The following is a 21770-nucleotide window of genomic DNA, read 5'->3' as shown; positions in this document are numbered from 1 at the left end:
TGCCCTACAGCGGACCGGGGCGCCTTTCTTCGGACAGTAGCACGTTCGCTTCGACTGTCCCGACGCCCGGAAGCGTCATGATCCGCCGCCGCAGAATACGTTCGAAGTCTGCAAGGTCGGTCGCCACCACCCGCAAACGGTAGTCATAAAGGCCGAGCACATGCTCCACCGTCTGCACTTCGCGGATGGCGGACACTGCGCGTTCGAAGTCCTCAAGGCTGACACGCCCCTTCGCGACCAGTTTGACGCCTAGGAAAACGGTCACGCCGAACCCGAGTTGTTCGCGGTTCAATACCAGCCGACGCCCCGCAATCGCGCCCGCCTGCTCCAGCCGTTTAATCCTGCGCCACGTCGCGGGCTGCGACAGGCCAAGCCTACGCCCCAGAACACTAGCGGACTGCGTCGCATCCTGCTGAAGACTGCGGAGGATTTTGCGGTCGAGGTCGTCGAGGTCGATCATAGCGGCAGTACGTCTTCGCGCTTGACGGACGCCACGGTCATTAGCGCTTCGATCTCTGCGATATGCGGCAGGTTCAGAACCTGATCGCGGTAGATCGCCTGCCAGTGCGCGAGATCGCGAGCTAAAATGTGAAGGCGCACGTCCACACGGCCAAGGAAGGTCTGGATCTCGATCACCTCGGGCACCAGACGCGCGGCATCAAGAAAATCGTCGAACGCGCGCGGGGCAGCCTTATCGAGCGTGATGCGAAGTGACACCGCCACATCGAAGCCGAGTGCCTTCCAGTCAATGACCGCCTCCTGCCCGATGAGAATACCGGCTTCGCGCATCTTCTCGATTCGGCGGGTGGCACGGTTCGCGGTGAGGCCGCACGACTCGGCCAGTTCCGGGACGGTCAGGGACGGGTCGGACTGCATCAGGCGCAGAATACGGCGATCGACATCATCAAGCATAGATTTATCAATAATCAGCCAACCGGCGAATAACAACATCGCTTTTGACCACATTTTTCACTCGCAACAGTCTCGCGTTCATCAATCACGGGGCGTAGGGTGCCCCTCAATCGAAACGACATGACAAGGAGCGCCCCAATGCGCGTTTATTACGATCGCGATTGCGATGTTAACCTGATCAAGGACAAAAAAGTCGCCATCCTCGGCTACGGTTCGCAGGGCCACGCCCACGCGCTGAACCTCCGCGACTCGGGCGCCAAGAACCTCGTCATCGCTCTGCGTGAAGGTTCGCCGTCGGCCAAGAAAGCCGAAGGTGAGGGCCTTCAGGTCATGGGTATCGCCGAAGCTGCTGCATGGTGCGACGTCATCATGTTCACCATGCCCGACGAACTTCAGGCTGAAACCTACAAGAAGTATGTCAAAGACAACCTCAAGCCGGGCGCTGCTATCGCTTTCGCTCACGGCCTGAATGTTCACTTCGGCCTGATCGAAGCGCCGGAAGGCGTTGACGTCATCATGATGGCGCCGAAGGGTCCGGGCCACACCGTTCGCGGCGAATACGTCAAAGGCGGTGGCGTTCCCTGCCTCGTAGCAGTTCACCAAGACGCAACCGGCAAGGCGCTGGACATCGGTCTGTCGTACTGCTCGGCTATCGGTGGCGGCCGTTCGGGCATCATCGAAACCAACTTCCGTGAAGAGTGCGAAACCGATCTCTTCGGCGAACAGGCAGTTCTCTGCGGCGGCCTCGTCGAGCTGATCCGTTGCGGCTTCGAAACTCTGGTTGAAGCCGGTTACGCACCGGAAATGGCCTATTTCGAATGTCTGCACGAAGTGAAGCTGATCGTTGACCTGATCTATGAAGGCGGCATCGCCAACATGGACTACTCGATCTCGAACACCGCAGAATACGGCCAGTACGTCACCGGCCCGCGCATCCTGCCGTACGAGCAGACCAAGAAAGCCATGAAGGACGTCCTCACCGACATCCAGCAGGGCAAGTTCGTTCGCGACTTCATGCTCGAAAACGCTGTTGGCCAGCCGACCATCAAAGCGTCGCGCCGTGCAAACGACGAGCACCTGATCGAAGCGACCGGCGCCAAGCTGCGCGAAATGATGCCGTGGATCTCCAAGGGCAAAATGGTCGACAAAGCGAAGAACTAATCGCTTCCAGATTACGGAAAGGGCCTCGCATTTGCGGGGCCTTTTTTGCTTGGGCTGATGGATAGGCAACAAAAAAGCGCCCCGAAGGACGCTTTGGAAATTTCAGCTACCGGAGCGGATCAGCGGCGACGGCGCGCCGACATGGGCACTTTTAGAGCGCTGGGAGAATAGCGATCGGTGCTTGAGTCCGAGATGCTGATCAGAGATTTGAGGATACGAATCATTACGAACTCCTTTGCCTGTATCCCGAAGATAGTCGCGCCGCGAAATCGCTGCCTTATCCCAACAGGATAGCTGGCGAGCGCAAATTGATAGATTTCAACATTCACAAATGCGCATAGCGCCGAGTAGACAGTCCCTCTGCGAAGTGGTCAAAGAACCGCATGACTTCGCAGCCCACACCCGCCAACTGGTTCTCGATTTTCGCCCTCGGTCTGATCTGGGGCGGCACCTTTATGGTGGTGTCCATCGCCCTCGAAGGCTACGGGCCAATCACTGTGGCTTGCGCCCGCACGACGCTCGGCGCGATTGCGATGTTGTCACTGGCGCTGGCGTTGAAAGCCCCCCTGCCCAAGCGGAACACCTTCCCCCATCTGGCGATCATCGGCGCGACGAACACCGCGCTGCCATTCGTTCTGTTGTCTTGGGGCCAGCAGTACGTGCCGTCGGCCTTCGCAGGCATTTCGATGGCGGCGCTGCCGCTCTTTGTCCTGCCGCTTGCGCATTTCTTCTCTGATGAGCGGATGGACTTGCGCCGCACACTCGGCGTCATCATCGGATTTGCGGGCGCTTTGGTCCTCATCGGTCCGTCGGCGCTGCGCATCGGATCAGGGATGGAGCCGCTGGGCCAGATCGCCTGCCTCGCGGCAACGGTATCCTATGCGGGTTCATCGGTCATGACGCGCCGCTGTCCGCCCATTGATCCGATCATGATGACTGCGCTGACACTCGTTGTCGGATCGGCACTGCTGATCCCCGCCATGCTTGCCGTCGAGGGCGTACCCACATGGCAACCGGACCGCGCGGGCCTCGCCATCATCTTCCTCGGGTTTTTCCCGACCGCGCTCGCCGCGCTGCTGCGGACGCTCGTGATCCGCAGCGCAGGGGCGGTCTTCATGACGCTGGTGAACTATCAGGTACCCGTGTGGTCGGTCCTGTGCGGAGCGTTCCTTCTCAACGAAGAACTCCCGCTCCGCTTTTTCGCGGCGCTGGCTCTCATCCTGACCGGACTGTGCGTCAGCCAGTGGCGTAGCCTGCGCCGCCTGTTCGGCTTTGGTCAGGCGGCCGCCTGAACCTCGGCAACGATCGCATCCACGACCTGTTCTAGCAGGTGTGGATCTTCGCATTCGGCCATGACACGCACCAGCGGCTCGGTGCCCGATTTGCGGATGAGCAGACGGCCTTTGCCTTCGAGGCGGCCTTCGGCATCTGAAATCGCGGCCTTCACGGTCGCAGCGTTCAGCGGATCAGAGCCGGCCGCATAGCGAACATTTTTCAGCATCTGCGGCACTGTCTCGAACGTCTTTGCCAACTCGCTCGCACGCTTGCCCGTCTGTACCATAGCCGACAGGAACTGGAGACCGGCCAGCAAGCCGTCGCCAGTGGTCGCATAGTCGGTCATCACGATGTGGCCGGACTGTTCGCCGCCAAGGTTAAAGCCCCCCTGACGCATCCGCTCGACCACATAGCGGTCACCGACAGCAGTGCGTTCGAGGCGCAGGCCCTGCCCCTCCAGATAGCGCTCAAGTCCGAGGTTCGACATCACGGTTGCAACTAGTGCACCGCCGCGTAGGCGGTCTTCGGCAGCCCACTGGGTCGCCATCAGCGCCATGAGTTGATCGCCGTCAGCTACGTTGCCGTTCTCATCAATGATCATGATGCGGTCGGCATCACCGTCGAGGCAGATGCCCACATCAGCGCCATGCGCGACGATCGCCTCGGACGCGGTGCGGGTCGAGGTCGAGCCGCAGTTGTCGTTAATGTTCTTACCGTTCGGCGTGGTGCCGATCTGGATGACCTCGGCGCCGAGCTCCCAAAGCACTTCGGGCGCAACGCGGTACGCGGCACCGTTCGCGCAATCGACCACGACCTTGAGGCCGGTCAGGTGACGACCTGCGGGCAGCGTGGATTTGATACGCTCCGCATAACGGAAACGGCCATCGTCGATACGCTTGGCGCGGCCGATGTTTTCAGCCTTCGCAGGGGTAATTTCGTTGAACACCAGCTCTTCGATCTCGGCCTCGGCCACGTCGGACAGTTTAAAACCGTCGGGGCCAAAGAATTTGATACCGTTGTCGTGGTGCGGGTTGTGACTGGCCGAAATCATGATGCCGACGTCGGCACGCATGGAGGTCGTGAGCATCCCCACGGCAGGCGTCGGGATCGGGCCGAAAAGCAGCACGTTCATGCCGGTCGAAGTCAGACCCGCCGTCAGCGCGTTTTCGAACATGTAACCCGACAGTCGGGTGTCCTTGCCGATGACGACGCGGTGGCCGTTCGAGCCGTCGTTGCGGAAATAGCGTCCTGCGGCAGCTCCGATTTTCAGCGCCATGTCGGCGGTCATCGGGTACTGGTTGGCTTTGCCACGGACACCGTCGGTTCCGAACAGTTTACGGCTCATTCTATTCCTCGTTGATTGCCATCATCAGGCTAAGAGCCTGTTTCGTGGGCAAAGTATCATGCACGCGGACGATCTGCACCCCGTGACGAATGCCATCAAGCGCCACAGAGACCGATCCGGCCACCCTTTGGGCAGCATCCTGCGCACCTGATATTTCACCGATGAAACGTTTGCGGCTCGCACCGAGCAAGATAGGGCAACCGAGCGTGTGGAACAGTGAAATCCGCCGTAAGAGAGCGAGGTTATGCGCCTGCGTCTTTCCGAAACCGATACCTGGGTCTGTGATAATACGGCTGCGCGGGATGCCTGCGGCCTCGGCGACCTGAATGCGGGCCTCCAGATAGTCGTAGATATCGAGGAGGACGTCCGTGTAGCTGGGGTCCTTCTGCATGGTTTCGGGCGTACCTTGCGAGTGCATCAGGCAGATCGGCAGCCCCGTTTTGGCAGCGACGTTCACCATGTCCGGATCAAACTCCATCGCGGAGACGTCGTTCAGGATCGCAGCACCAAGGTCGGCAGCCTTCTGCGCGACCAGCGTCTTGCGGGTGTCGATGGAGACAACCGCATGCGGCGCCAGAGCCTCTACGGAGGGCGCGATACGTGCGGCTTCCTCATTCATTTCGACTTCGGCAGCGCCGGGGCGCGTGCTTTCGCCGCCGATGTCGATGATCGTCGCACCGTCCGCCATCATTGCCCGCCCCTGCGCGAGCGCCGCAGAGGCAGTGTCGAACTTGCCGCCGTCGCTGAAACTGTCGGGAGTGACGTTGAGGATGCCCATAATCTGAGGCGTGCTCATCGTCAGGGCAGCGATATCAGGGCGAGGCGCGACCATCGCTGTGATCTGGTCATCTGGAACCTCGGACAGCGGCACCACGCGCGGAGCCTGCCCACGTTCCAGCACTTCGACGCGGTCGAACCAGCACCAACCGCCTGCGAGTTGCCGCGCTCCTTCGGGGCGCGCGGCGTCCATCATCGGGATCGGTCGGTAATAGCGCATCAAAGCAGTTGGCCCGCGTCCACAGGCACCGCACGCACCTTAACGGCAGAGGTCGGAGCGTCCGCACCGACGACCAGCAGCTCAGCGGCTTCGTAGTGCTCCGCGAACCAAGACACCAACTGGAGAGCGTCGCGCGGATCGGCGCTCGGGCTTTCGACGGCATCAAGGACGATCTTCGACGGTGCCCAGACGCAAATCTGGTTATGCTTCATGGCCCAGTCGAGCTCGGTACGCGTGCCGACGACAACGCAGCGCTTATCACGGCCAGCCAGAACCCAAGCGTTCTGTTCGATGGCCAAGAGGTCGATACGCCGCTGCGCAAGGGCCGCCGACGACTGAGGCGCGGAAACATCCGCAGCACCGACGGCAATAATCAACGGCGCTTCATCAGCCGCGAGCTCATCAAGCCAGACACCGAGACGGTTCGACATGATCGCCTCGTTCGTCAGGAACAGGACGCGGGGATGCGGGACGGCAACGTGGTCCTGCCCCGAACGGGCAACCTCGCCCTTGCCGCGCACGATTTCGACGCCAAGCGAGAACGGGCCGCGGTCCAGCTTCTCGATCCGCACAAACACGCGAAGCGCCTGCGGTTCGCGCAGGATACGTTCGGCCACACGTGCAGCCAATGTTTCGAGCAGGTTGATCCGCTCGGCGCCAAGCTCGCCGTCAATGGCTTCGGTGATGCGGTCGTAGGATAGAATGCGATCAACATCGTCGTCAATTTCGCCGGTCTGGGGTTTGACCTCGACAACGACATTGAAACGAACGCGCTGGAGATGGCCCCGCTCCTGCTGGAATGCGCCGATCTCCACCTCGACGGTGTAATCACGCAGCGAAATACGGTCGCAGGGTTGGGTAGCGCTGGCCTCGGCACGCTCGGACGGGTGGGCGAAGGCCATGCGGATGTCGTTGTTCATAGCATCTTTCCATCGACGACGTTGGTCTGGGCATACTAGCCCATCGCCGTTGGAGCAAGCGACCTGCAACGCCAGATCGCCTGCCAAACGCGACTTAGTTCATCGCGGTGCGTGTCGGTTGACGGTAGAAGATATGGCTGCCGATCATCGCGGTTTTGGGGAAACGCTTGGCCCACGACGGGCTCACCGCGCGGGTGTGATAGTGCGTCGCGCCAGCGGTCAGAACACGCGGGGTGCCGTCGATGAGCAGGCGGGCGACCTTGCCGACCTTTTCCCAAGCGGCAGGTTCGGAAATCGTCTCGGCCAGACCATCACAAGTGTAGGTGAACTGGCAGCGATAGCGACCGCCGGTGCCCTGATTGACCACGCCGCAAACGGTGGTCGGGTAATCGGCGCTATCGACGCGGTTCAGAATGACTTCGCCAACCGCGAACAGCCCCTCGACGCTCTCGCCGCGCGCTTCGAAATAGAGCGCTTCGGCAAGACAATGCCACTGCTCACCACCATCAGCCTCGGGAAGAGCGGCCAAAGTGGCATCGTCGAAGCGTTCGACGACCGGAACGGTCTCGATGTTCCGGGAATCAGGTGCGGGGGGATTCGCAAGAGCGGAAAGCTGAGAAGACGGGATCTCCGCGATCGCTTCACGCTCCTGACCGAGCAAGGCTCCGAGCCTTACAGCCAATACATCTTGGGCGAAAACGCTGTTGCCCATAGCCGAAATTGCAATTGTGACGGCCAGTAGATTCAGAATTTTCGACACAGCAAAACGCATCGGACTTCCTCGGTTCAACGTGGTTTGCCCCACGCCGGCCCGAGCTGCGTACAAAAAAACACCGGAAAGGTCCACCCGACTATTTGGGTAAACCTTTGAACGGACTCATAGTTCCGTATTCGCCATGTGCGTAAGTGTCCCTTACACCTTAGACACTAGCAGAAATTTTGCGGTCTGAAATAGCTAATTGCGCTGCTGACAAACGCGCTGCGGGCACCCGGAAGGGGGAGCATGAAACGTAGTCAAACTTCTGCGATCTGCAAAAAGAAATGGCACTCCGACTACCGCCGTGTTCGCCGCATATGGACAGAACGACGTCCTCGCGGCCCTTCCTGCCCCGCTCTGCCCCCATCGAAAGCAGCTCGCCCACGCCTTCGACATCGAGCGTGTGGAACGGGTCCTCGGCGTAGACGCCGGCCTGCACATAGGCGGACATGAAGCGGCCAGCGTCGTCCCGACTAAGGCCATAGGTCATCTGCGTCAGGTCGTTCGTACCAAATGATAGGAATTGCGCGTGCATCGCGATTTCCTCGGCACGAAGAGCTGCACGCGGGGTTTCGACCATCACGCCATAGCGGAAGCGGAAGTCGACGCCTGTTTCGGCGCGAACAGCGGCAGCGACGGCATCAATGCGGCTTTTGACCAGCTCGACCTCGCGCATGGCGCTGACGAGCGGGATCATGATTTCGGGCACCACAGGGTCGCCCGAGCGGCTTGCCTCGACCGTAGCCTCGAAAATCGCACGGGCCTGCATGTCGTAAATTTCCGGATACGACAGACCAAGGCGCACGCCGCGCATCCCGAGCATCGGGTTATATTCTGTCAACGCTTCGACGCGGGAGGTGACTTCGGACAGCGGCAGCGACAGTTGTTCGGCAAGTTCGCGGTGACCGGATTTGTCCGCAGGCAGGAATTCGTGGAGCGGCGGATCGAACAGACGAATGCACACAGGCGTGCCGTGCATGATCTGGAACAGCGCGATGAAATCGCCCCGCTGCATCGGCAGAAGACGGTCCAAAACGGCGCGGCGATCCTCTGCGGTATGGGCAAAGATCATCTCGCGCATCACGCCAAGACGGTCGCCTTCAAAGAACATGTGTTCGGTCCGGCAGAGGCCGATCCCTTGGGCAGCAAAGTTGCGGGCTATCTGCGCATCGGCGGGCGTATCGGCGTTTGCGCGAATGCCGATGTCACGAAATTCATCTGCCCAATCAAGGAGTTGACGGAATGCGCCATCCAGCGCGGGCTCCATCAATGGCACCATCCCAGCAAGCACGCGGCCTGACGTTCCGTTCACCGTAATGACGTCACCTTCACGGAATTCGCGGCCGTCGGGGGCGATCATGACCTTGCGTTTGCGGTCGATCACGAGGTCTGAGGCACCTACTACGCAGGGCAGACCGAGGCCGCGACCGATCACTGCGGCGTGGCTCGTGATGCCGCCGCGCACGGTGATGACGGCGCTTGCGGCGTGCATTCCGCGGATATCCTCGGGCGTGGTTTCGCGCCGCACGAGGATGCAGGCTTCCGAACGGGCGGCGCTGGCCTGCGCCTCGTTCGCGGTGAAAACGATCCGCCCGCAAGCCGCACCGGGGCTGGCCGCGATACCCGCAACGATTACGTCGGGCGTGGCCGACGGATCGACCTGACGGTGGAGCAATTCAGACAGGATCGCGGGATCGACGCGCATTACCGCTTCGTCAGTGGGAATGATGCCATCCAGCGCTAGATCGACGGCAATTTTCACCGACGCGCGGTTCGAGCGCTGTACGCGGATCGCGTCGAGGACATGCAACTCGCCGTCCTCGACCGTGAATTCTATCTGCATTTCTTCACGCAGACGGATCCGGCACAGATCGCGGTAGCCGGCGAGCTGCGCAAATACCTCCGGAAGCTCCTCCTCCACCGAAAGGCCGCGATCATCCTTGGTGATGAACAGCGCCTCTTTGGTCTTCGTCAGCGCCTCGCGACCTTGGCTTTGGCTGAGGTAGCGACCAGTGATCCGCTGCTCACCCGTTTTGTCATCCACGAACTGGATGACGCCAGAGCCCGACTTACCGCGTCCGACGCCCATCGCCATTGCCTGCACGACAAGGCCGAGACCGGCGTCAGCGGGCGCGCCCTTGGCCTGACGGAGCAGACGCGCCGTCGTGCCGTCCCATGCGCGAGCCATCGACCGCAACACCTCGGCAAGCTGTTGGGCGGGGTCTTGCGGGAACAACTCGTCAGTTTCGTATTCGTAGGCTTCCAGCATCGACCGCAGAGCCGCTTCGGTAGGCGCATCGGGAAGGTGGAACTGTTCGGGGTCAAGACGGGCAACGACGACCGAATAGGACTGAACGAAGCGCAGATAGAGCGCTGTCGCCGCCTCAAGTCCAATCTTTTCAGTCAGTTCGCGGTGGCGGGCGTTGTTGAAGCCGATGTTCAGGATCGCACCCGGCCCGCCCCAATCGGAGTCGGCACTGGACGGTCGCACGGACAACAGCGGCGCGTCACCAAACGGTTCGAGCAGCGACGACATCTCCGGCATCTGCCCGCGCGCAATCTCGCGCACCGTGTCGAACGACAGCGCGACGGTGGTCGGCACAGGCATGTCGAGGCGGATCAGACGCTGCAAACACTTGGCCCGACCACCATGGACCGACGGCGACATACGCGCGTTGGGGGTGATCAGGGTGAACGGCTCGAACTCGATGTTGTGCTGCACTGCGGCGTCTCCTTGCTGCATTGCACTTTATGCAAAGTGCAGTTTGCAGCAAGGGTAACGTGCCGTTTTCTTAGCCTTCGATGCGCGAAAGATCGGCAACCGAAAGACAGCTGGTCCGGATGCGCGACAGCAGGTTCAGGCGGTTGCGACGGACGATCTGGTTATCGCTGTTGATCTGCACAGCCTCGAAGAACGCGTCGATCGGCGCACGCAGGCCCGCCATCGCGGACATAGCGGCGGCGAAATCTTCGTTTTCCATCGCGGGCTTGATCTCTGCATCGGCCTTGTCGAGCGCGGTGAAGAGGTCACGCTCCGCATCGGCTTCGGCGAACTTGGGATCGGCACCGAAGGAGTACTCGACGCCATCCTTTTCCTCTGCCTGAGCAAGGATGTTGGACGCACGCTTGTAACCTTGGATCAAGTTGCCGCCATCGTCGGTCGACAGGAAGTCCTGAAGCGCCCGGGCGCGCTTGACCAGCAGTGTCAGATCGTCGTTACCCGGCATAGCCAGAACAGCGTCAATCACGTCGTGGCGGATGCCCTGATCGCGCAGGAATACCTTCAGACGGTCGTGGAAGAACGACAGAAGTTCGTCGGCATCCGCACCTTCATTGGCCGATGCAAAGACGTCCTTGAGCTTGAGCGTCAGGTTGTTCTCCAGCACCAGACGGATCACGCCCAGCGCAGCGCGGCGCAGTGCGAACGGGTCTTTGGAGCCGGTCGGCTTTTCGTCGATGGCCCAGAAACCGGTGAGCGTGTCGATCTTGTCGGCCAGCGCGACGGCGACCGAAACAGGTGCGGTCGGGACAACGTCCGACGGGCCGAGCGGCGAATAGTGATCGCGGCAAGCGTCGGCGACATCATCGGTGCGGCCCGCGGCAAGTGCGTAGTAGCGGCCCATCAGGCCCTGAAGTTCGGGGAACTCACCAACCATATCCGAACGCAGGTCGGCCTTGGCGATCAGAGCCGCCTCGCCTGCCTTTTCGGCGTCAGCATCAACGGACGGTGCCAGCGTGCGTGCCAAAGCGGCGATGCGTTCGATCCGGTCTTTCTGGCTGCCCAGTTTGTTGTGGAAAGTCACGTTGGCGAGGCCATCGAGCCAGTCGCCCATGCCCGCCTTCGCAACGCGCAGGTCGTTTTCGTAGAAGAACTTCGCGTCCGACAGACGTGCCGACAGAACCTTGAGGTTACCCGCAAGGATCGTAGCGCCGTGGTCGGCGGTCTCGATGTTGGCGACGGTGACGAATTTTTCGATGCGGCCGGTCTTGGGGTTGCGGACCGAGAAGAACTTCTGGTGCTCTTTCATCGAGGTCTGGAGAACCTCCGGCGGGAGGCCAAGGAATTCGTCAGCGATCGGGCCCATCAGCGGCACAGGGAATTCGACGAGGTTACCGACTTCGGCCAGAAGGCCCTTGTCTTCAACGATTTCCATACCGGCAGCAAAGGCCATGTTGCTGGCCTCGTGCTCGATGGTTTCGGCACGCTCGTCGGCGCGCAGGACGACCTTGGCGCGCTTGAGCTTGGCCTCGTAGTCCTCGAAGTCCGACACAGTGATCACGTCGGGCGCCATGAAGCGGTGACCCTTGGTGGTGTTCCCGGACTTGATACCTTCGATTTCGAACGGGACGACCTCATTACCGTCCGCGTCAGACAGCAGACAGATGATCGAGTGCAGCGGACGCACCCAACGCATCGGGCCAGCGCCCCAGCGCATGGATTTGGGCCACGGGAAGTTGCGGATGGTCTTGTCGAGCACTTCGGCAATGATCTCGCCAGCCAGGCGGCCCGGCTTTTCAAAGACGGCGAAGTAGACCTGACCCTTCTTGTCGTCGCGTACTTCGAGCTGGTCCATGGTCAGACCGGTCGAGCGCAGGAAGCCTTCGATAGCCTTTTCCGGAGCGGACGTGGACGGACCCTTGCGCTCTTCTTTGACGGCTTTGCTCTCGCCCGTCAGATCCTCGATCGACAGGGTCAGGCGGCGCGGTGTCCAGAAGGCAGCGGCGTGGGCGTAGGTCAGACCTGCATCAACCAGACCGTCGGTGATCAACTTTTTCAGATCATCGGCAGCTTTGGCCTGCATACGGGCCGGAATTTCTTCGGAGAAAAGTTCGATCAGAAGATTGGGCATCAGTTCATCCCTTCGGGGGGTGTCGGGCAGCCTTCGGGCAGCGGATCGCCGTTGAATTTGGCGTCGCCACAGGCGTTGATCTGGTTCCAGACATAGCCATTGCCCGCAGGGGTGATGGCGACGATCCGGTCGATCCCGTAGTTGATATTCGGCGTGCCAAGGAACGCGACGGCGTCGCCGTCCTCAAGCTCGGCACCAAGCTGTTTGGCGTCGAAGCACGAGAACCAGCCAGGTGCGTTGAGCGGCACGGCGTTCTCGTAAACCTCGTAGGTCGCAGCGAGTTCGTCCAGCGGGGTCGGTGTCTCGAAACAAGCGCGCAGCCGGATCGGCGAGCTGTCGCTGTCGATCGCCTGAACTTCCGAAACCGCGATGCCTTCGGCCTCGCCCGTAGTGGCAGAGATCAGCGAAATCTCGGGCAGGTCGTCACCGGCCAGAACGTCGTAATAAGCGTAGACCAGCGAATAATAGAGACCCGCGCCCGCAACGAGAGCAGTCAGTACAATCGCCAGAACGGCAAGGCGTGCAGAGCGCATGATACTTCCTTAAACGACGTGGCCGCCGGCTTCGGTCTGGACGAACGCATCGGCGCAAAGCTTGGCCAACGCACGAACGCGGCCGATGTAGGCTTGGCGTTCGGTGACCGAAATCACGCCGCGCGCGTCCAGCAGGTTAAAGACGTGGGACGCTTTGATGCACTGGTCATAGGCGGGGTGCGCCATGAGGATGCGTTTGCCGGTCTTTTCGTCGTCGTGATCGAAGTCCAGCAGGCGCTGGCATTCTTTCTCCGCCTCTTCGAAGTTGCGGAATAGCTTGTCGGTGTCCGCGAGATCGAAGTTGTGGCGCGAGTATTCTTCTTCGGTCTGACGGAAGATGTCGCCGTATTTCAGCGCAATCGGTGCGTCGGGATCATTGAACGGCATGTCCATGACGTGATCCACGCCAAGCACATACATCGCCAGACGTTCGAGGCCGTAGGTAAGCTCGCCCGAAACCGGTTTGCAGTCGTGACCGCCAACCTGTTGGAAATAGGTGAACTGCGACACTTCCATGCCGTCACACCAGACTTCCCAACCAAGGCCCCAAGCGCCGAGGGTCGGGGATTCCCAGTCATCCTCGACAAAACGGATGTCATGCAGATGCACGTCGATACCAATCGCTTGCAGCGAACCGAGGTACAGGTCCTGAAGGTCCGGCGGCGACGGTTTGATGATCACCTGATACTGGTAGTAGTGCTGAAGGCGGTTCGGGTTCTCACCATAGCGGCCATCGGTCGGACGACGCGACGGCTGCACATAGGCAGCGGCCCACGACTTGGAGCCGAGGCTGCGCAGCGTTGTCGCAGGGTGGAATGTACCTGCACCGACTTCCATGTCGTAAGGCTGGAGCACAGCACAGCCCTTGCCCGCCCAGTAGTTCTGGAGGCGCAGGATGATTTCTTGGAAGGAACGGGGTTTGTCGGCCATTGTCGCCCTCTTTTCGGTTCGCCGCTTCAATAGGCCGCTCGCCGCGCGGGGTCAATCGCAGGGCTTTTGAGGCATAAGAAGTACACTGATAAAATTATTTGCAGATGGCTTTTACGCAAAGCGTTCTAGATGACATAAGTACCTAACAACAACACGAATAAAACGGGACAGGTATGATCAGGCATATCCTCGCATTCGTGCTTTTGATCGGATCCGCACTTCAAGCCGCAGCCCAAGAGCTGTCATGGATTCAACTCGAAGCACGCCCCACTCTGTCCGGTGGTCAGGAAAGCGCGCGCCGCTTTGCTGCCGAACTGCCGGATGTGAACGGTTTCTACCTTGGTAACGGCTGGTACGTCGTCGCGCTTGGCCCTTATGCGGCCGACGATGCGGACGCCTATCGCCGCGAGCTTCGCCGCGCCGGCACCATTCCGCGCGATGCTTTCGTCAGCGACGGCAGCCGCTTCGGCCAGCAGTACTGGCCAATCGGCGTCGGCGCACCGACCAGCCCGCTGCCGCTGCCCTCGGCGACCGACCGCAGCAATGTTCAAGGCGTCGATGATGTCGAAGTCGACATCTCGTCGCTCGACCTCGAACCGCTGGAAGAGCCTGTGGCTGAAGAACCGGTGGTCGAAGAAGAACCGACAATCGTCATTGATCCGGTGATCGAACCGGAACCCGAGCCCGTCGTCATCGACGAAACCCCTGCCGAAGCACGCGCCAGCGAAAGCCAGCTGTCGGGCGACGAGCGCAAGGAACTCCAGATCGCGCTGGCATGGGCCGGTTTCTACAACAGCGGCATCGACGGCGCATTCGGCCGTGGCACCCGTAGTTCGATGGCCGACTGGCAGGTGAGCAAGGGCTACGAAGGCACGGGCGTCCTGACGACCCGCCAACGCGCCGAACTTCTGGGCGACTATAACGCTGTCCTCGAAGGCACCGGCCTTGAGCGTGTCCGCAACGAGCGCGCGGGCGTGTCGATCATGATCCCGACCGCAATGGTCGGCGAGCCGACCTATGAGGCCCCGTTCGTCCGCTATGAGGCGAAAGACGGCTCCGGCGTTCAGGTTCTGCTGATTTCCGGTCAGGGCGACCGCCAGCGCCTCTACGGTCTTTACGAGATTTTGCAGACGCTTCAGATCGTGCCGACCGAAGGTCAGCGCGGCAAAAACGGCGACCGCTTCGAAATCAACGGATCGAACGACAACATTCACACCTACATTTCCGCATCGACCAACGACCGCGGCGTGATCAAGGGCTTCGGTCTGGTCTGGCCCGCTGGCGATGAAGAGCGCCGAACCCGCGTCCTTGCCAAGATGCAGGAAAGCTTCAAACGTATCGATGGTGTGCTGGACGCTGCGATGGTGCCGGATGAGGCACTGCCGTCGACCGACCTGCTCGCCGGACTGGCGATCCGCAAACCACAGAGCAACGGCGCGGGCATGTTCGTCAACGCCCAAGGCGCTGTTCTGACTGCCGCTGCCAACGTCGGTAGCTGCGAATACGTCACGCTCGACGATAGCCATCGCGCCAGCGTCGTGTGGTCGGACGACCGTTTTGCCGTCCTCCAGCCGGACACCGCGCTCGCGCCCATCGGTCAGGCCGAATTCCAGCTGTCGCAGCCCCGCCCCGCTGACACAGTGGCCGTGGCTGGCTACCCCTACGGCGGCGTTCTGCGTCTGCCCGCCGTGACCTTCGGTGGCCTCAATGACCTCACTGGCCTGAATGGCGAAGCCGATGTGCTGCGCCTCGAAATCGAAGCGCACGACGGCGACGTCGGCGGTCCCGTGTTCGATCAGGGTGGTGCTGTCATCGGCATGCTGATGCCGAAAGCGGAGACCAACACGGTCCTGCCTGAGAGCGTGAATTTCGCGGGCAATGCTGCCGCGCTGACGAACGCTCTGGGCGCTGCGGGCATCACGGCCAAAACCACCGATATGGTCGGCTACATGCCGCCGGAAACACTGACCGGCCTCGCGGCGGATGTCACCGCATTGGTGAGCTGCTGGTAAGAGCGACGCTAGAATTGAAAAGGGCCGGAGCATTGCTCCGGCCCTTTTTCGTCAGTCAGCCCAGAAACGCGGGACGAGAAGGACGAGGCAGGACACGATTTCCAGTCGTCCCAGCAACATGCCCAGCGACATGAGCCACTTGGCTGCATCAGGAAAATTCGACAGCGCACCGGATGCCGCAACCTCTGGACCAAAGGCCGGGCCGATATTGAACACCGCCGTCCACGCGCCGGTCACAGAGGCAAAGAAGCTTAGGCCCGTCAGGCTCAGCGCCACGATCATCAGGCCGAAGGTCAGGATAAAGCAGGTGAACAGCAGCATGATCGAGTTCATGACGCCCTCGCTGACCGGACGTCCTTCGTAACGGACAGGCACCACGCGGTGAGGGCTCAGCAACCTGCGGATCTGGGCCGAAATGGCGCGCAGCATGATCTGATAGCGGAAGATCTTGATCGAACAACCCGTCGACCCCGAACACCCACCGATCGCACCAACGCAGAAAAATACTGCGAATGCGAACGGGCCGTAGGCAAGGATATCGCCGTCCCCGAAGCCCGTGCCCGAGAAGATCGAGACGATGTTGAACAGTGTCTCGCGGAACGCATACTCGCCGTAATGGTCAAGGCGGATCATGCGGTAGACGACCACCAGTGCCGTGGCGATCGAGATCCAGAGGAGGTAGCCGCGGACCTGCTGGTCCTTCCAGATCGGCTCGGGGTCGCCCTGGAAAAACTGGAGCATCCGAATGAACGGGATCGATGCGAGGATCATGAAGACCACCGCCACGTACTGCGGCGGTCCAGCAAAGGCCGCGAAGGACGCGTCCGAGGTCGAAAAGCCGCCCGTCGCCATCGTGGTAAACGCATGGACCAGCGCGTTGCGGCCGTCCATGCCAGTGATCATGTAGGCAAAGCCGCACAGGATCGTCAGGCCGACGTAGATGTTCAGCAAGCCCTTCGCGATGTCCAGCGCGCGCGGCAGGGCCTTGCCCAAGGTATCGAAGCCTTCGGACTGGAAGAACTGCATACCACCGACGCGCATCACCGGCAGGAAGATCATCGCAACGATGACGATACCGAGCCCGCCGAGCCATTGCAGAATACCGCGCCAGAGCAACATGCCGTAGGAGTGGAACTCCAGCCCTTCGATCACCGTGGCGCCCGTGGTCGTCATGCCGGACATCGCTTCGAACACCGCATCGACAAGGCGCAGGTTCGGCTCTCCCATTAGAAACGGGATCGCGCCGAACAGCGGAAGAGTCACCCAGACACCAGTGGTGAGGATAAAGCTCTGGCGGATCGTCAGGCCGCGCGTTTCGCGGTTCGTGCAGGCCACAGCCATTGTGCCGCCGAAGATGACAGTGATCACTCCGGCCTGGAGGAACGTCTTCCATTCACCGTTGCCGTCGAACAGATCGAACAGCAGCGGGGCGACCATTGCGAGGCCGAGAACTGCGGTCAGCAGTCCGATTACATATCCGACAGGGCGAAGATCAGTCATGAGCAGTGGCTTGGCTGTCCCCCCAGCCGGAGTCAAGTCGCTGTGGGTTCGGTCAGCTAAGCACCGAACAGGTCACGAAAAACGTATGACGGGATTTCTTCGCGCTCAAGCCCCATCCGTACAAGCTCTGCATCCGATTTCGCGTTGAGGCGGAGGATTTCTGCCATCCGCATACGGCGTTCGAGATAGGCATTGGTCCCCTGCCCCAGCGCGGCGAAGTAGTCATCGACTTGTTGGTGAAGGCCAGATTTCAGGAAACGTACGTCAATCATTGCATTTGCCATGGCGGAAACCTCCGTAGATGGCGTGCTTGTGAAACCAACGAAATAGGGCGCCGACCAGCGGCGCCCATTCTTACTTCTGCGATGCGGCATAATTTCGCTGCAATGCAGAATTATCCAACGTGATAGAGCGTGCTGAACAGCTTCGGATCAAGGCTGTCGGTGTTGAAGGTCTTGCCTTCGGTCAGCACCGAAACCGCATCGTGGCTGTGCAGGCTTTCCTGATGGCTCGCGACGATCTGGAAATCACCGATACGCGGATCCTTTTGAAGCTGTTCACAGAACAGACGGGCCGCGTCCTCGACAAAGATCGGGTTGGCGGCGTTCAGTTCTGCAAACGCCTGCTCGTCTTCGCGCTTTACCATCACTTGCGTTTCGGTCGGCACGGCAGCGCGAGCCATCTCGATCAGGTCTTCGAACCACAGCGTCTTCGAATTCTCGTCGAGCACTGCCGAAATGCGAGCCACCGAACGCTGCGAGTGCGGGGTTGCGAGCTGGCCGCGGAATTGGCGCGCATGTTCGGACAGTTCGAGCGAGCACGGACAAGTCGACGAATAAACGTAGTCGAGGTGGATGATCTTTTTACGAACGCCCGCCTTCTCGATCAGTTCGAGAGCGATGTCGTAGTACTGGTAGCCGTCGAGGCCCGAACGAAGTGATTTTACCTTCATCGGGTAACGGAACCGCATCTGGATGCGCGCGTCGAAGCTCTCGAGGTCTTCCTTGTAGGCGTCCAGAGCATCCGAGATCACATCGAACGAGAAGGTCTTTTCGGCATGTTTGTAGAATGTCCGCATGATGCGGGACATGTTGATGCCCTTCTTCTCGGCCTCAAGCGAAACGGTGCCGGTCACAGAGGTTTCCAGCGTCACCTCGCCGCCCTCGCGGGCGTAGAAGCGGATCGGCAGGCGGAAGTTCGAAATCCCGACGTGCTGGATCGTCTGCTTCGCGCCGCGGATCAGGCTGGACGGACCATTCTGGAGGTCGGGCATCGACGCCTTGTAGTCCTCGTCGACCACAAAATCTTCGGGGTAGGCGCGGGCCAAAGCGGGATAATTGCTGACTTCGCTGCCCGGAATGAGCCGCGAAACCAACGGGTCAAGAGTTGCGACCTCTTCGGGCGTGACGCCATTCGCCCACTTGCGCAGGAGCGCAAGCGCAGCTTCGGCTTCATCACGCGAAGGTTCACGTTCCATGTCGTGACTATGGATATTCATGTCGGGGTCTCCCGAAGTGGCAGCACGCTCTTTTATATGGGAAGCGCGCGACAGTTTGCTACCAGATGCGAAGGGAATACGCTTGGAACCGTCGCGCGGATCACTCATCAGATTGCGTCCAGCGCCTGAAGAACGTCAGCGATCAGATCGTCCGTATCTTCAAGGCCGCACGACACACGGACGAGACCGGGCGTGATGCCGAGCGTGTCTTTCAGCTCCTGCGGCAGACGCTGGTGCGTCGTCGTCGCGGGGTGCGTCACCAGCGATTTGCTGTCAGCAAAGTTGTTGGTGATGGTGAAGATGTTGAGCGCGTTGAGGAAGCGGAAGCATTCGTCCTTGCCGCCCTTCACATCGATCGCAAGCACGGTGCCCACGCCGTCGTATTGCGCCTTGGTCATCTCGTACTGCGGATGGCTCGGGTGCAGCGGGAAGCTGACCGAGTTCAGCTTTGCATGACCGTCCAGCGCCTCCGCAAGCTTCATCGCGGTTTCCGCCTGATGGTTCACACGCAGCATCAGCGTATCGAGCGACTTGAGCATGACCCAAGCGTTGAACGGGCTCATCGCGCCGCCGGTGTGCTTGAGGTAGGCTTCAACCGGACCACGCACGAGCTCTTTTTTGCCCAGAACAATACCGCCGAGGCAGCGACCCTGACCGTCCACGTGCTTGGTGGTCGAGTAAACGATAAGATCAGCGCCCAGCTCGCCCGCGATCGAGTAGACCGGCGTCGCCATGGCGTTGTCGACAACGACTAGCGCGTCATTGGCGTGAGCGAGGTCGATGACGGCCTTCATGTCGATGACTTCGAGGGTCGGGTTCGAGATCGACTCGAAGAACACGACCTTGGTGTCCGGACGGATCGCGGCTTTCCATGCGTCCATATCGCGGCCATCAACGAGGGTGACCTCGACGCCGAAGCGGGCCAGCACTTCTTCGAGGATGTAGAGGCACGAACCAAACAGCGCGCGGCTCGATACAACGTGGTCGCCTGCTTTGAGCAGCGACATCAGCGCGCCGTTGACGGCAGCCATACCCGAGGCGGTCGCGAAACCAGCTTCAACGCCTTCAAGGTCGGCCATGCGGTCTTCGAGCATTGCAACGGTCGGATTGCCGTAGCGCGCGTAAATGAACTCGTCGTCGCCCAGTTGGACGAAGCGCTGCTCGGCCTGCTCGGCAGTGTCGTAAACGAAGCCTTGAGTGAGGAAGATGGCTTCGCTCAGTTCGTTGTATTTGCTGCGGCGGACACCGCTATGAACCGCGCGTGTGCGCTTGGAAAATTTGTCCATGTGCTTTCCTTTTGGCCTTAAAACAAAACCCCTGACACCGGAAAGGTAGCAGGGGCTGGCCTGTTCCTTTTTAGCGGTTTGTTTAACGTGGCCCGCAATCCGGTTCAAATCGCCACGTGGGCGGGATACGCCTCACGTTCCACGCGGTCAAGGAAAACACCTTGCAGCCTCTGCGCAAAGGCGCATTGTACCCCTATAATTTTAGGAGTTCCCGATGACCGCCCCCATTGCATTGCATTATTGGCCGACACCGAACGGCAAGAAAATCTCGATCGCACTGGAGGAGATGGGCCTGCCATACGACCTGCATCTGGTCGACATCGGCGCTGGCGACCAGTTCGATCCGGAGTTTCTGAAGATCGCCCCCAACAACCGTATGCCCGCCATCGTCGACCCCGAAGGCCCCGATGGCGAGCCGATTTCGCTCTTCGAGTCGGGCGCGATCCTGCAATACCTCGCTCGCAAGACCGGCACGTTCTGCGGCGCGACCGAGCGGGACCGCATCAACGTCGATCAATGGCTGATGTGGCAAATGGGCGGCGTTGGCCCGATGGCTGGCCAAGCGCACCACTTCCTGCGCTACGCCCCCGACATGGACCCGCCGCAGGTTCTGCCCTACGCGCAGGAACGCTATCGCAACGAAGTATCCCGCCTTTACCGCGTGCTCGACACGCAGCTGGACGGCAAGGATTACATCTGCGGCGACTACTCCATCGCCGACATGGCGATCTACCCGTGGGCGGCAAGCTGGGAAGGCCAGCAGCAGACGCTCGATGACAAGCCGAATATGAAAGCCTGGATGGACCGCATGGCCGCCCGCCCTGCGGTTAAAAAGGGCATGGAACTCGCCGCTGAAGTGCGCCAGAAAGGCTACTCCAAGGAACAAATGGAACGGCTTTTCAAACAGAAATGATCCGGCACATCGTATTTTTCACGGTCAAGCGGCCCGAAAACCGTGACGCCGTTTTCGAGGGGTTGAAGCTCCTCGAAACCATCCCCGACTCGATCCGTCTGGAAATCAGACCGAACCTGAACAGCGATCCGATCAGCCCCGAGGGGCCTGATTTCGTCGTCTACGGGGAATTCGAGGATGAAGCGCAGCTCGCCGCCTACAAGGCGCATCCGCTCTACACCAAGTCCATCGAGCTGGTGCGTCCGCTGCGCGACACGCGCACAGCGGCAGACTTTATTTCTTAGGGTCTTCGATCAGATATTTCTGGAGGGCGACGATGTTCACCCACAGGAATATGAAGGTGACAGCCGGAAACGCGAATGTCTCGAGCGTGACCCAGAGCTCCTCGCTCTGGGTGCGCCAGATCACTTCGTTTGCCAGCGCAAGGACGAGGAAGAAGACCGCGAGGCGCTTGGTGAAGATCATCCAGCCTTCGCGCTCCATCGGCAGGAACTCCCCGAGCACGTATTGCAGCCAGCTTTCTCGGCGCAGCAGGCCGATGCCAAGCAGTACAAAGAACAGTCCGTAAACAATCGTCGTCTTCATCATGAAGAACGCTTTGTTGTTAAAATAGGCTGTCAGCCCGCCGAAGAAGATCACCATGAACGCGGTGAAAACCTGCATCCGGCTGAGCTTGCGGGTGAGCGCCCACAGGATGCCCATCGAGACCAGCAGGATCGGAATGAAGACGATCGCGGAGACGATGAAGCCCGAATATTCGGTGCCGCCGATGATGTAGTTCTCGTCCTTTATCCGCAGGTAGATCAGGAAAAAGACCACGGTCGGGCCAAGCTCGAGCACCTGTTTCAGGATTGGATTGATGGGCTTTGCGGACATGACAG

At 60.4% G+C, this 21770-nt stretch carries 20 protein-coding genes and 1 riboswitch; of the genes, 5 read left to right on the top strand and 15 right to left on the bottom strand.

What is annotated here, in order from left to right; all coding sequences use genetic code 11:
- Positions 1-4 precede the first annotated feature (4 nt).
- On the bottom strand, positions 5-460 hold the full coding sequence (locus HCZ30_RS01850) for an Lrp/AsnC family transcriptional regulator (RefSeq protein ID WP_167636053.1): 456 nt from the start codon (positions 458-460) through the stop codon (positions 5-7).
- Positions 457-912 (bottom strand): Lrp/AsnC family transcriptional regulator, encoded by a 456-nt coding sequence (locus HCZ30_RS01845; protein WP_167636052.1) that lies wholly within the window; start codon positions 910-912, stop codon positions 457-459. Before HCZ30_RS01845 ends, HCZ30_RS01850 begins: the two co-directional genes overlap by 4 nt.
- 138 nt (positions 913-1050) lie before the next feature.
- On the opposite strand from HCZ30_RS01845, the gene ilvC reads away from it, so the two are divergent.
- Together ilvC and HCZ30_RS01835 are read left to right on the top strand one after the other, a co-directional pair.
- The gene (gene ilvC, locus HCZ30_RS01840) at positions 1051-2073 is read left to right on the top strand and encodes a ketol-acid reductoisomerase (protein WP_167636051.1); all 1023 of its coding nucleotides are present in this window, start codon (positions 1051-1053) and stop codon (positions 2071-2073) included.
- 383 nt (positions 2074-2456) lie between these two features.
- Positions 2457-3365 (top strand): DMT family transporter, encoded by a 909-nt coding sequence (locus tag HCZ30_RS01835; protein ID WP_167636050.1) that lies wholly within the window; start codon positions 2457-2459, stop codon positions 3363-3365.
- On the opposite strand, the gene glmM is transcribed toward HCZ30_RS01835, so the two are convergent.
- The 8 genes from glmM to HCZ30_RS01795 all read right to left on the bottom strand — a co-directional run bounded on the left by glmM (position 3350) and on the right by HCZ30_RS01795 (position 13680).
- A complete protein-coding gene (glmM, locus tag HCZ30_RS01830) occupies positions 3350-4693 on the bottom strand; it encodes a phosphoglucosamine mutase (RefSeq protein ID WP_167636049.1) in 1344 nt (447 codons plus the stop codon). The two genes, HCZ30_RS01835 and glmM, sit on opposite strands and share 16 nt — an antisense overlap.
- A gap of 1 nt (position 4694) precedes the next feature.
- Positions 4695-5690: a dihydropteroate synthase gene (gene folP / locus HCZ30_RS01825; RefSeq protein ID WP_167636048.1), complete on the bottom strand. Its 996-nt coding sequence runs from the start codon at positions 5688-5690 to the stop codon at positions 4695-4697.
- Positions 5690-6610 (bottom strand): dihydroneopterin aldolase, encoded by a 921-nt coding sequence (locus HCZ30_RS01820; protein ID WP_167636047.1) that lies wholly within the window; start codon positions 6608-6610, stop codon positions 5690-5692. Before HCZ30_RS01820 ends, folP begins: the two co-directional genes overlap by 1 nt.
- A gap of 94 nt (positions 6611-6704) precedes the next feature.
- On the bottom strand, positions 6705-7382 hold the full coding sequence (locus tag HCZ30_RS01815; RefSeq protein ID WP_167636046.1) for a cell wall hydrolase: 678 nt from the start codon (positions 7380-7382) through the stop codon (positions 6705-6707).
- Positions 7383-7530: 148 nt separating this feature from the next.
- On the bottom strand, positions 7531-10089 hold the full coding sequence (locus HCZ30_RS01810) for a putative PEP-binding protein (RefSeq protein ID WP_432442749.1): 2559 nt from the start codon (positions 10087-10089) through the stop codon (positions 7531-7533).
- A 70-nt stretch (positions 10090-10159) separates the two neighbouring features.
- Entirely contained in the window at positions 10160-12217 is a 2058-nt protein-coding gene (gene glyS / locus HCZ30_RS01805) for a glycine--tRNA ligase subunit beta (RefSeq protein WP_167636044.1), read from the bottom strand.
- Entirely contained in the window at positions 12217-12750 is a 534-nt protein-coding gene (locus HCZ30_RS01800; RefSeq protein WP_167636043.1) for a DUF6446 family protein, read from the bottom strand. Before HCZ30_RS01800 ends, glyS begins: the two co-directional genes overlap by 1 nt.
- A 9-nt stretch (positions 12751-12759) precedes the next feature.
- Positions 12760-13680: a glycine--tRNA ligase subunit alpha gene (locus HCZ30_RS01795; RefSeq protein WP_167636042.1), complete on the bottom strand. Its 921-nt coding sequence runs from the start codon at positions 13678-13680 to the stop codon at positions 12760-12762.
- Between the two features lie 173 nt (positions 13681-13853).
- Here HCZ30_RS01795 and HCZ30_RS01790 point away from each other — a divergent pair, with 173 nt between their 5' ends.
- Complete coding sequence (locus HCZ30_RS01790; protein ID WP_167636041.1) at positions 13854-15692, top strand: trypsin-like peptidase domain-containing protein; 1839 nt, start codon at positions 13854-13856, stop codon at positions 15690-15692.
- Between the two features lie 51 nt (positions 15693-15743).
- Here HCZ30_RS01790 and HCZ30_RS01785 read toward each other — a convergent pair whose 3' ends face one another.
- The 4 genes from HCZ30_RS01785 to metZ all read right to left on the bottom strand — a co-directional run bounded on the left by HCZ30_RS01785 (position 15744) and on the right by metZ (position 19976).
- Entirely contained in the window at positions 15744-17192 is a 1449-nt protein-coding gene (locus tag HCZ30_RS01785) for a TrkH family potassium uptake protein (RefSeq protein WP_167636040.1), read from the bottom strand.
- A gap of 56 nt (positions 17193-17248) precedes the next feature.
- Positions 17249-17476, bottom strand: a complete 228-nt coding sequence (locus tag HCZ30_RS01780) for a hypothetical protein (RefSeq protein WP_246212527.1) — start codon at positions 17474-17476, stop codon at positions 17249-17251.
- Positions 17477-17586: 110 nt separating this feature from the next.
- Positions 17587-18690, bottom strand: a complete 1104-nt coding sequence (folE2, locus tag HCZ30_RS01775) for a GTP cyclohydrolase FolE2 (protein WP_175580929.1) — start codon at positions 18688-18690, stop codon at positions 17587-17589.
- Positions 18691-18797: 107 nt separating this feature from the next.
- On the bottom strand, positions 18798-19976 hold the full coding sequence (gene metZ, locus HCZ30_RS01770; protein ID WP_167636038.1) for an O-succinylhomoserine sulfhydrylase: 1179 nt from the start codon (positions 19974-19976) through the stop codon (positions 18798-18800).
- A 49-nt stretch (positions 19977-20025) separates the two neighbouring features.
- Positions 20026-20102, bottom strand: a riboswitch (SAM riboswitch).
- Between the two features lie 88 nt (positions 20103-20190).
- Here metZ and HCZ30_RS01765 point away from each other — a divergent pair.
- Complete coding sequence (locus HCZ30_RS01765; RefSeq protein ID WP_167636037.1) at positions 20191-20889, top strand: glutathione S-transferase N-terminal domain-containing protein; 699 nt, start codon at positions 20191-20193, stop codon at positions 20887-20889.
- Positions 20886-21173, top strand: a complete 288-nt coding sequence (locus HCZ30_RS01760) for a Dabb family protein (protein ID WP_167636036.1) — start codon at positions 20886-20888, stop codon at positions 21171-21173. The genes HCZ30_RS01765 and HCZ30_RS01760 overlap by 4 nt, the downstream gene beginning before the upstream one ends.
- On the opposite strand, the gene HCZ30_RS01755 is transcribed toward HCZ30_RS01760, so the two are convergent.
- Entirely contained in the window at positions 21163-21765 is a 603-nt protein-coding gene (locus tag HCZ30_RS01755; RefSeq protein WP_167636035.1) for an inner membrane-spanning protein YciB, read from the bottom strand. The two genes, HCZ30_RS01760 and HCZ30_RS01755, sit on opposite strands and share 11 nt — an antisense overlap.
- Between the last annotated feature and the right edge of the window lie 5 nt (positions 21766-21770).

The organism is Marivivens donghaensis, from assembly GCF_011806565.1.
GTDB lineage: Bacteria > Pseudomonadota > Alphaproteobacteria > Rhodobacterales > Rhodobacteraceae > Marivivens > Marivivens donghaensis_A.
Note: the sequence above shows the minus strand (reverse complement) of the source record. Positions and strands in the feature narration are given on the sequence as shown.

Coding starts and splice junctions, on each gene's coding strand:
- HCZ30_RS01850 (WP_167636053.1), bottom strand. CDS start 460: ATGATCGACCTCGACGACCTCGACCGCAAAATCCTCCGCAGTCTTCAG.
- HCZ30_RS01845 (WP_167636052.1), bottom strand. CDS start 912: ATGCTTGATGATGTCGATCGCCGTATTCTGCGCCTGATGCAGTCCGAC.
- ilvC (WP_167636051.1), top strand. CDS start 1,051: ATGCGCGTTTATTACGATCGCGATTGCGATGTTAACCTGATCAAGGAC.
- HCZ30_RS01835 (WP_167636050.1), top strand. CDS start 2,457: ATGACTTCGCAGCCCACACCCGCCAACTGGTTCTCGATTTTCGCCCTC.
- glmM (WP_167636049.1), bottom strand. CDS start 4,693: ATGAGCCGTAAACTGTTCGGAACCGACGGTGTCCGTGGCAAAGCCAAC.
- folP (WP_167636048.1), bottom strand. CDS start 5,690: ATGCGCTATTACCGACCGATCCCGATGATGGACGCCGCGCGCCCCGAA.
- HCZ30_RS01820 (WP_167636047.1), bottom strand. CDS start 6,610: ATGAACAACGACATCCGCATGGCCTTCGCCCACCCGTCCGAGCGTGCC.
- HCZ30_RS01815 (WP_167636046.1), bottom strand. CDS start 7,382: ATGCGTTTTGCTGTGTCGAAAATTCTGAATCTACTGGCCGTCACAATT.
- glyS (WP_167636044.1), bottom strand. CDS start 12,217: ATGCCCAATCTTCTGATCGAACTTTTCTCCGAAGAAATTCCGGCCCGT.
- HCZ30_RS01800 (WP_167636043.1), bottom strand. CDS start 12,750: ATGCGCTCTGCACGCCTTGCCGTTCTGGCGATTGTACTGACTGCTCTC.
- HCZ30_RS01795 (WP_167636042.1), bottom strand. CDS start 13,680: ATGGCCGACAAACCCCGTTCCTTCCAAGAAATCATCCTGCGCCTCCAG.
- HCZ30_RS01790 (WP_167636041.1), top strand. CDS start 13,854: ATGATCAGGCATATCCTCGCATTCGTGCTTTTGATCGGATCCGCACTT.
- HCZ30_RS01785 (WP_167636040.1), bottom strand. CDS start 17,192: ATGACTGATCTTCGCCCTGTCGGATATGTAATCGGACTGCTGACCGCA.
- HCZ30_RS01780 (WP_246212527.1), bottom strand. CDS start 17,476: ATGGCAAATGCAATGATTGACGTACGTTTCCTGAAATCTGGCCTTCAC.
- folE2 (WP_175580929.1), bottom strand. CDS start 18,690: ATGAATATCCATAGTCACGACATGGAACGTGAACCTTCGCGTGATGAA.
- metZ (WP_167636038.1), bottom strand. CDS start 19,976: ATGGACAAATTTTCCAAGCGCACACGCGCGGTTCATAGCGGTGTCCGC.
- HCZ30_RS01765 (WP_167636037.1), top strand. CDS start 20,191: ATGACCGCCCCCATTGCATTGCATTATTGGCCGACACCGAACGGCAAG.
- HCZ30_RS01760 (WP_167636036.1), top strand. CDS start 20,886: ATGATCCGGCACATCGTATTTTTCACGGTCAAGCGGCCCGAAAACCGT.
- HCZ30_RS01755 (WP_167636035.1), bottom strand. CDS start 21,765: ATGTCCGCAAAGCCCATCAATCCAATCCTGAAACAGGTGCTCGAGCTT.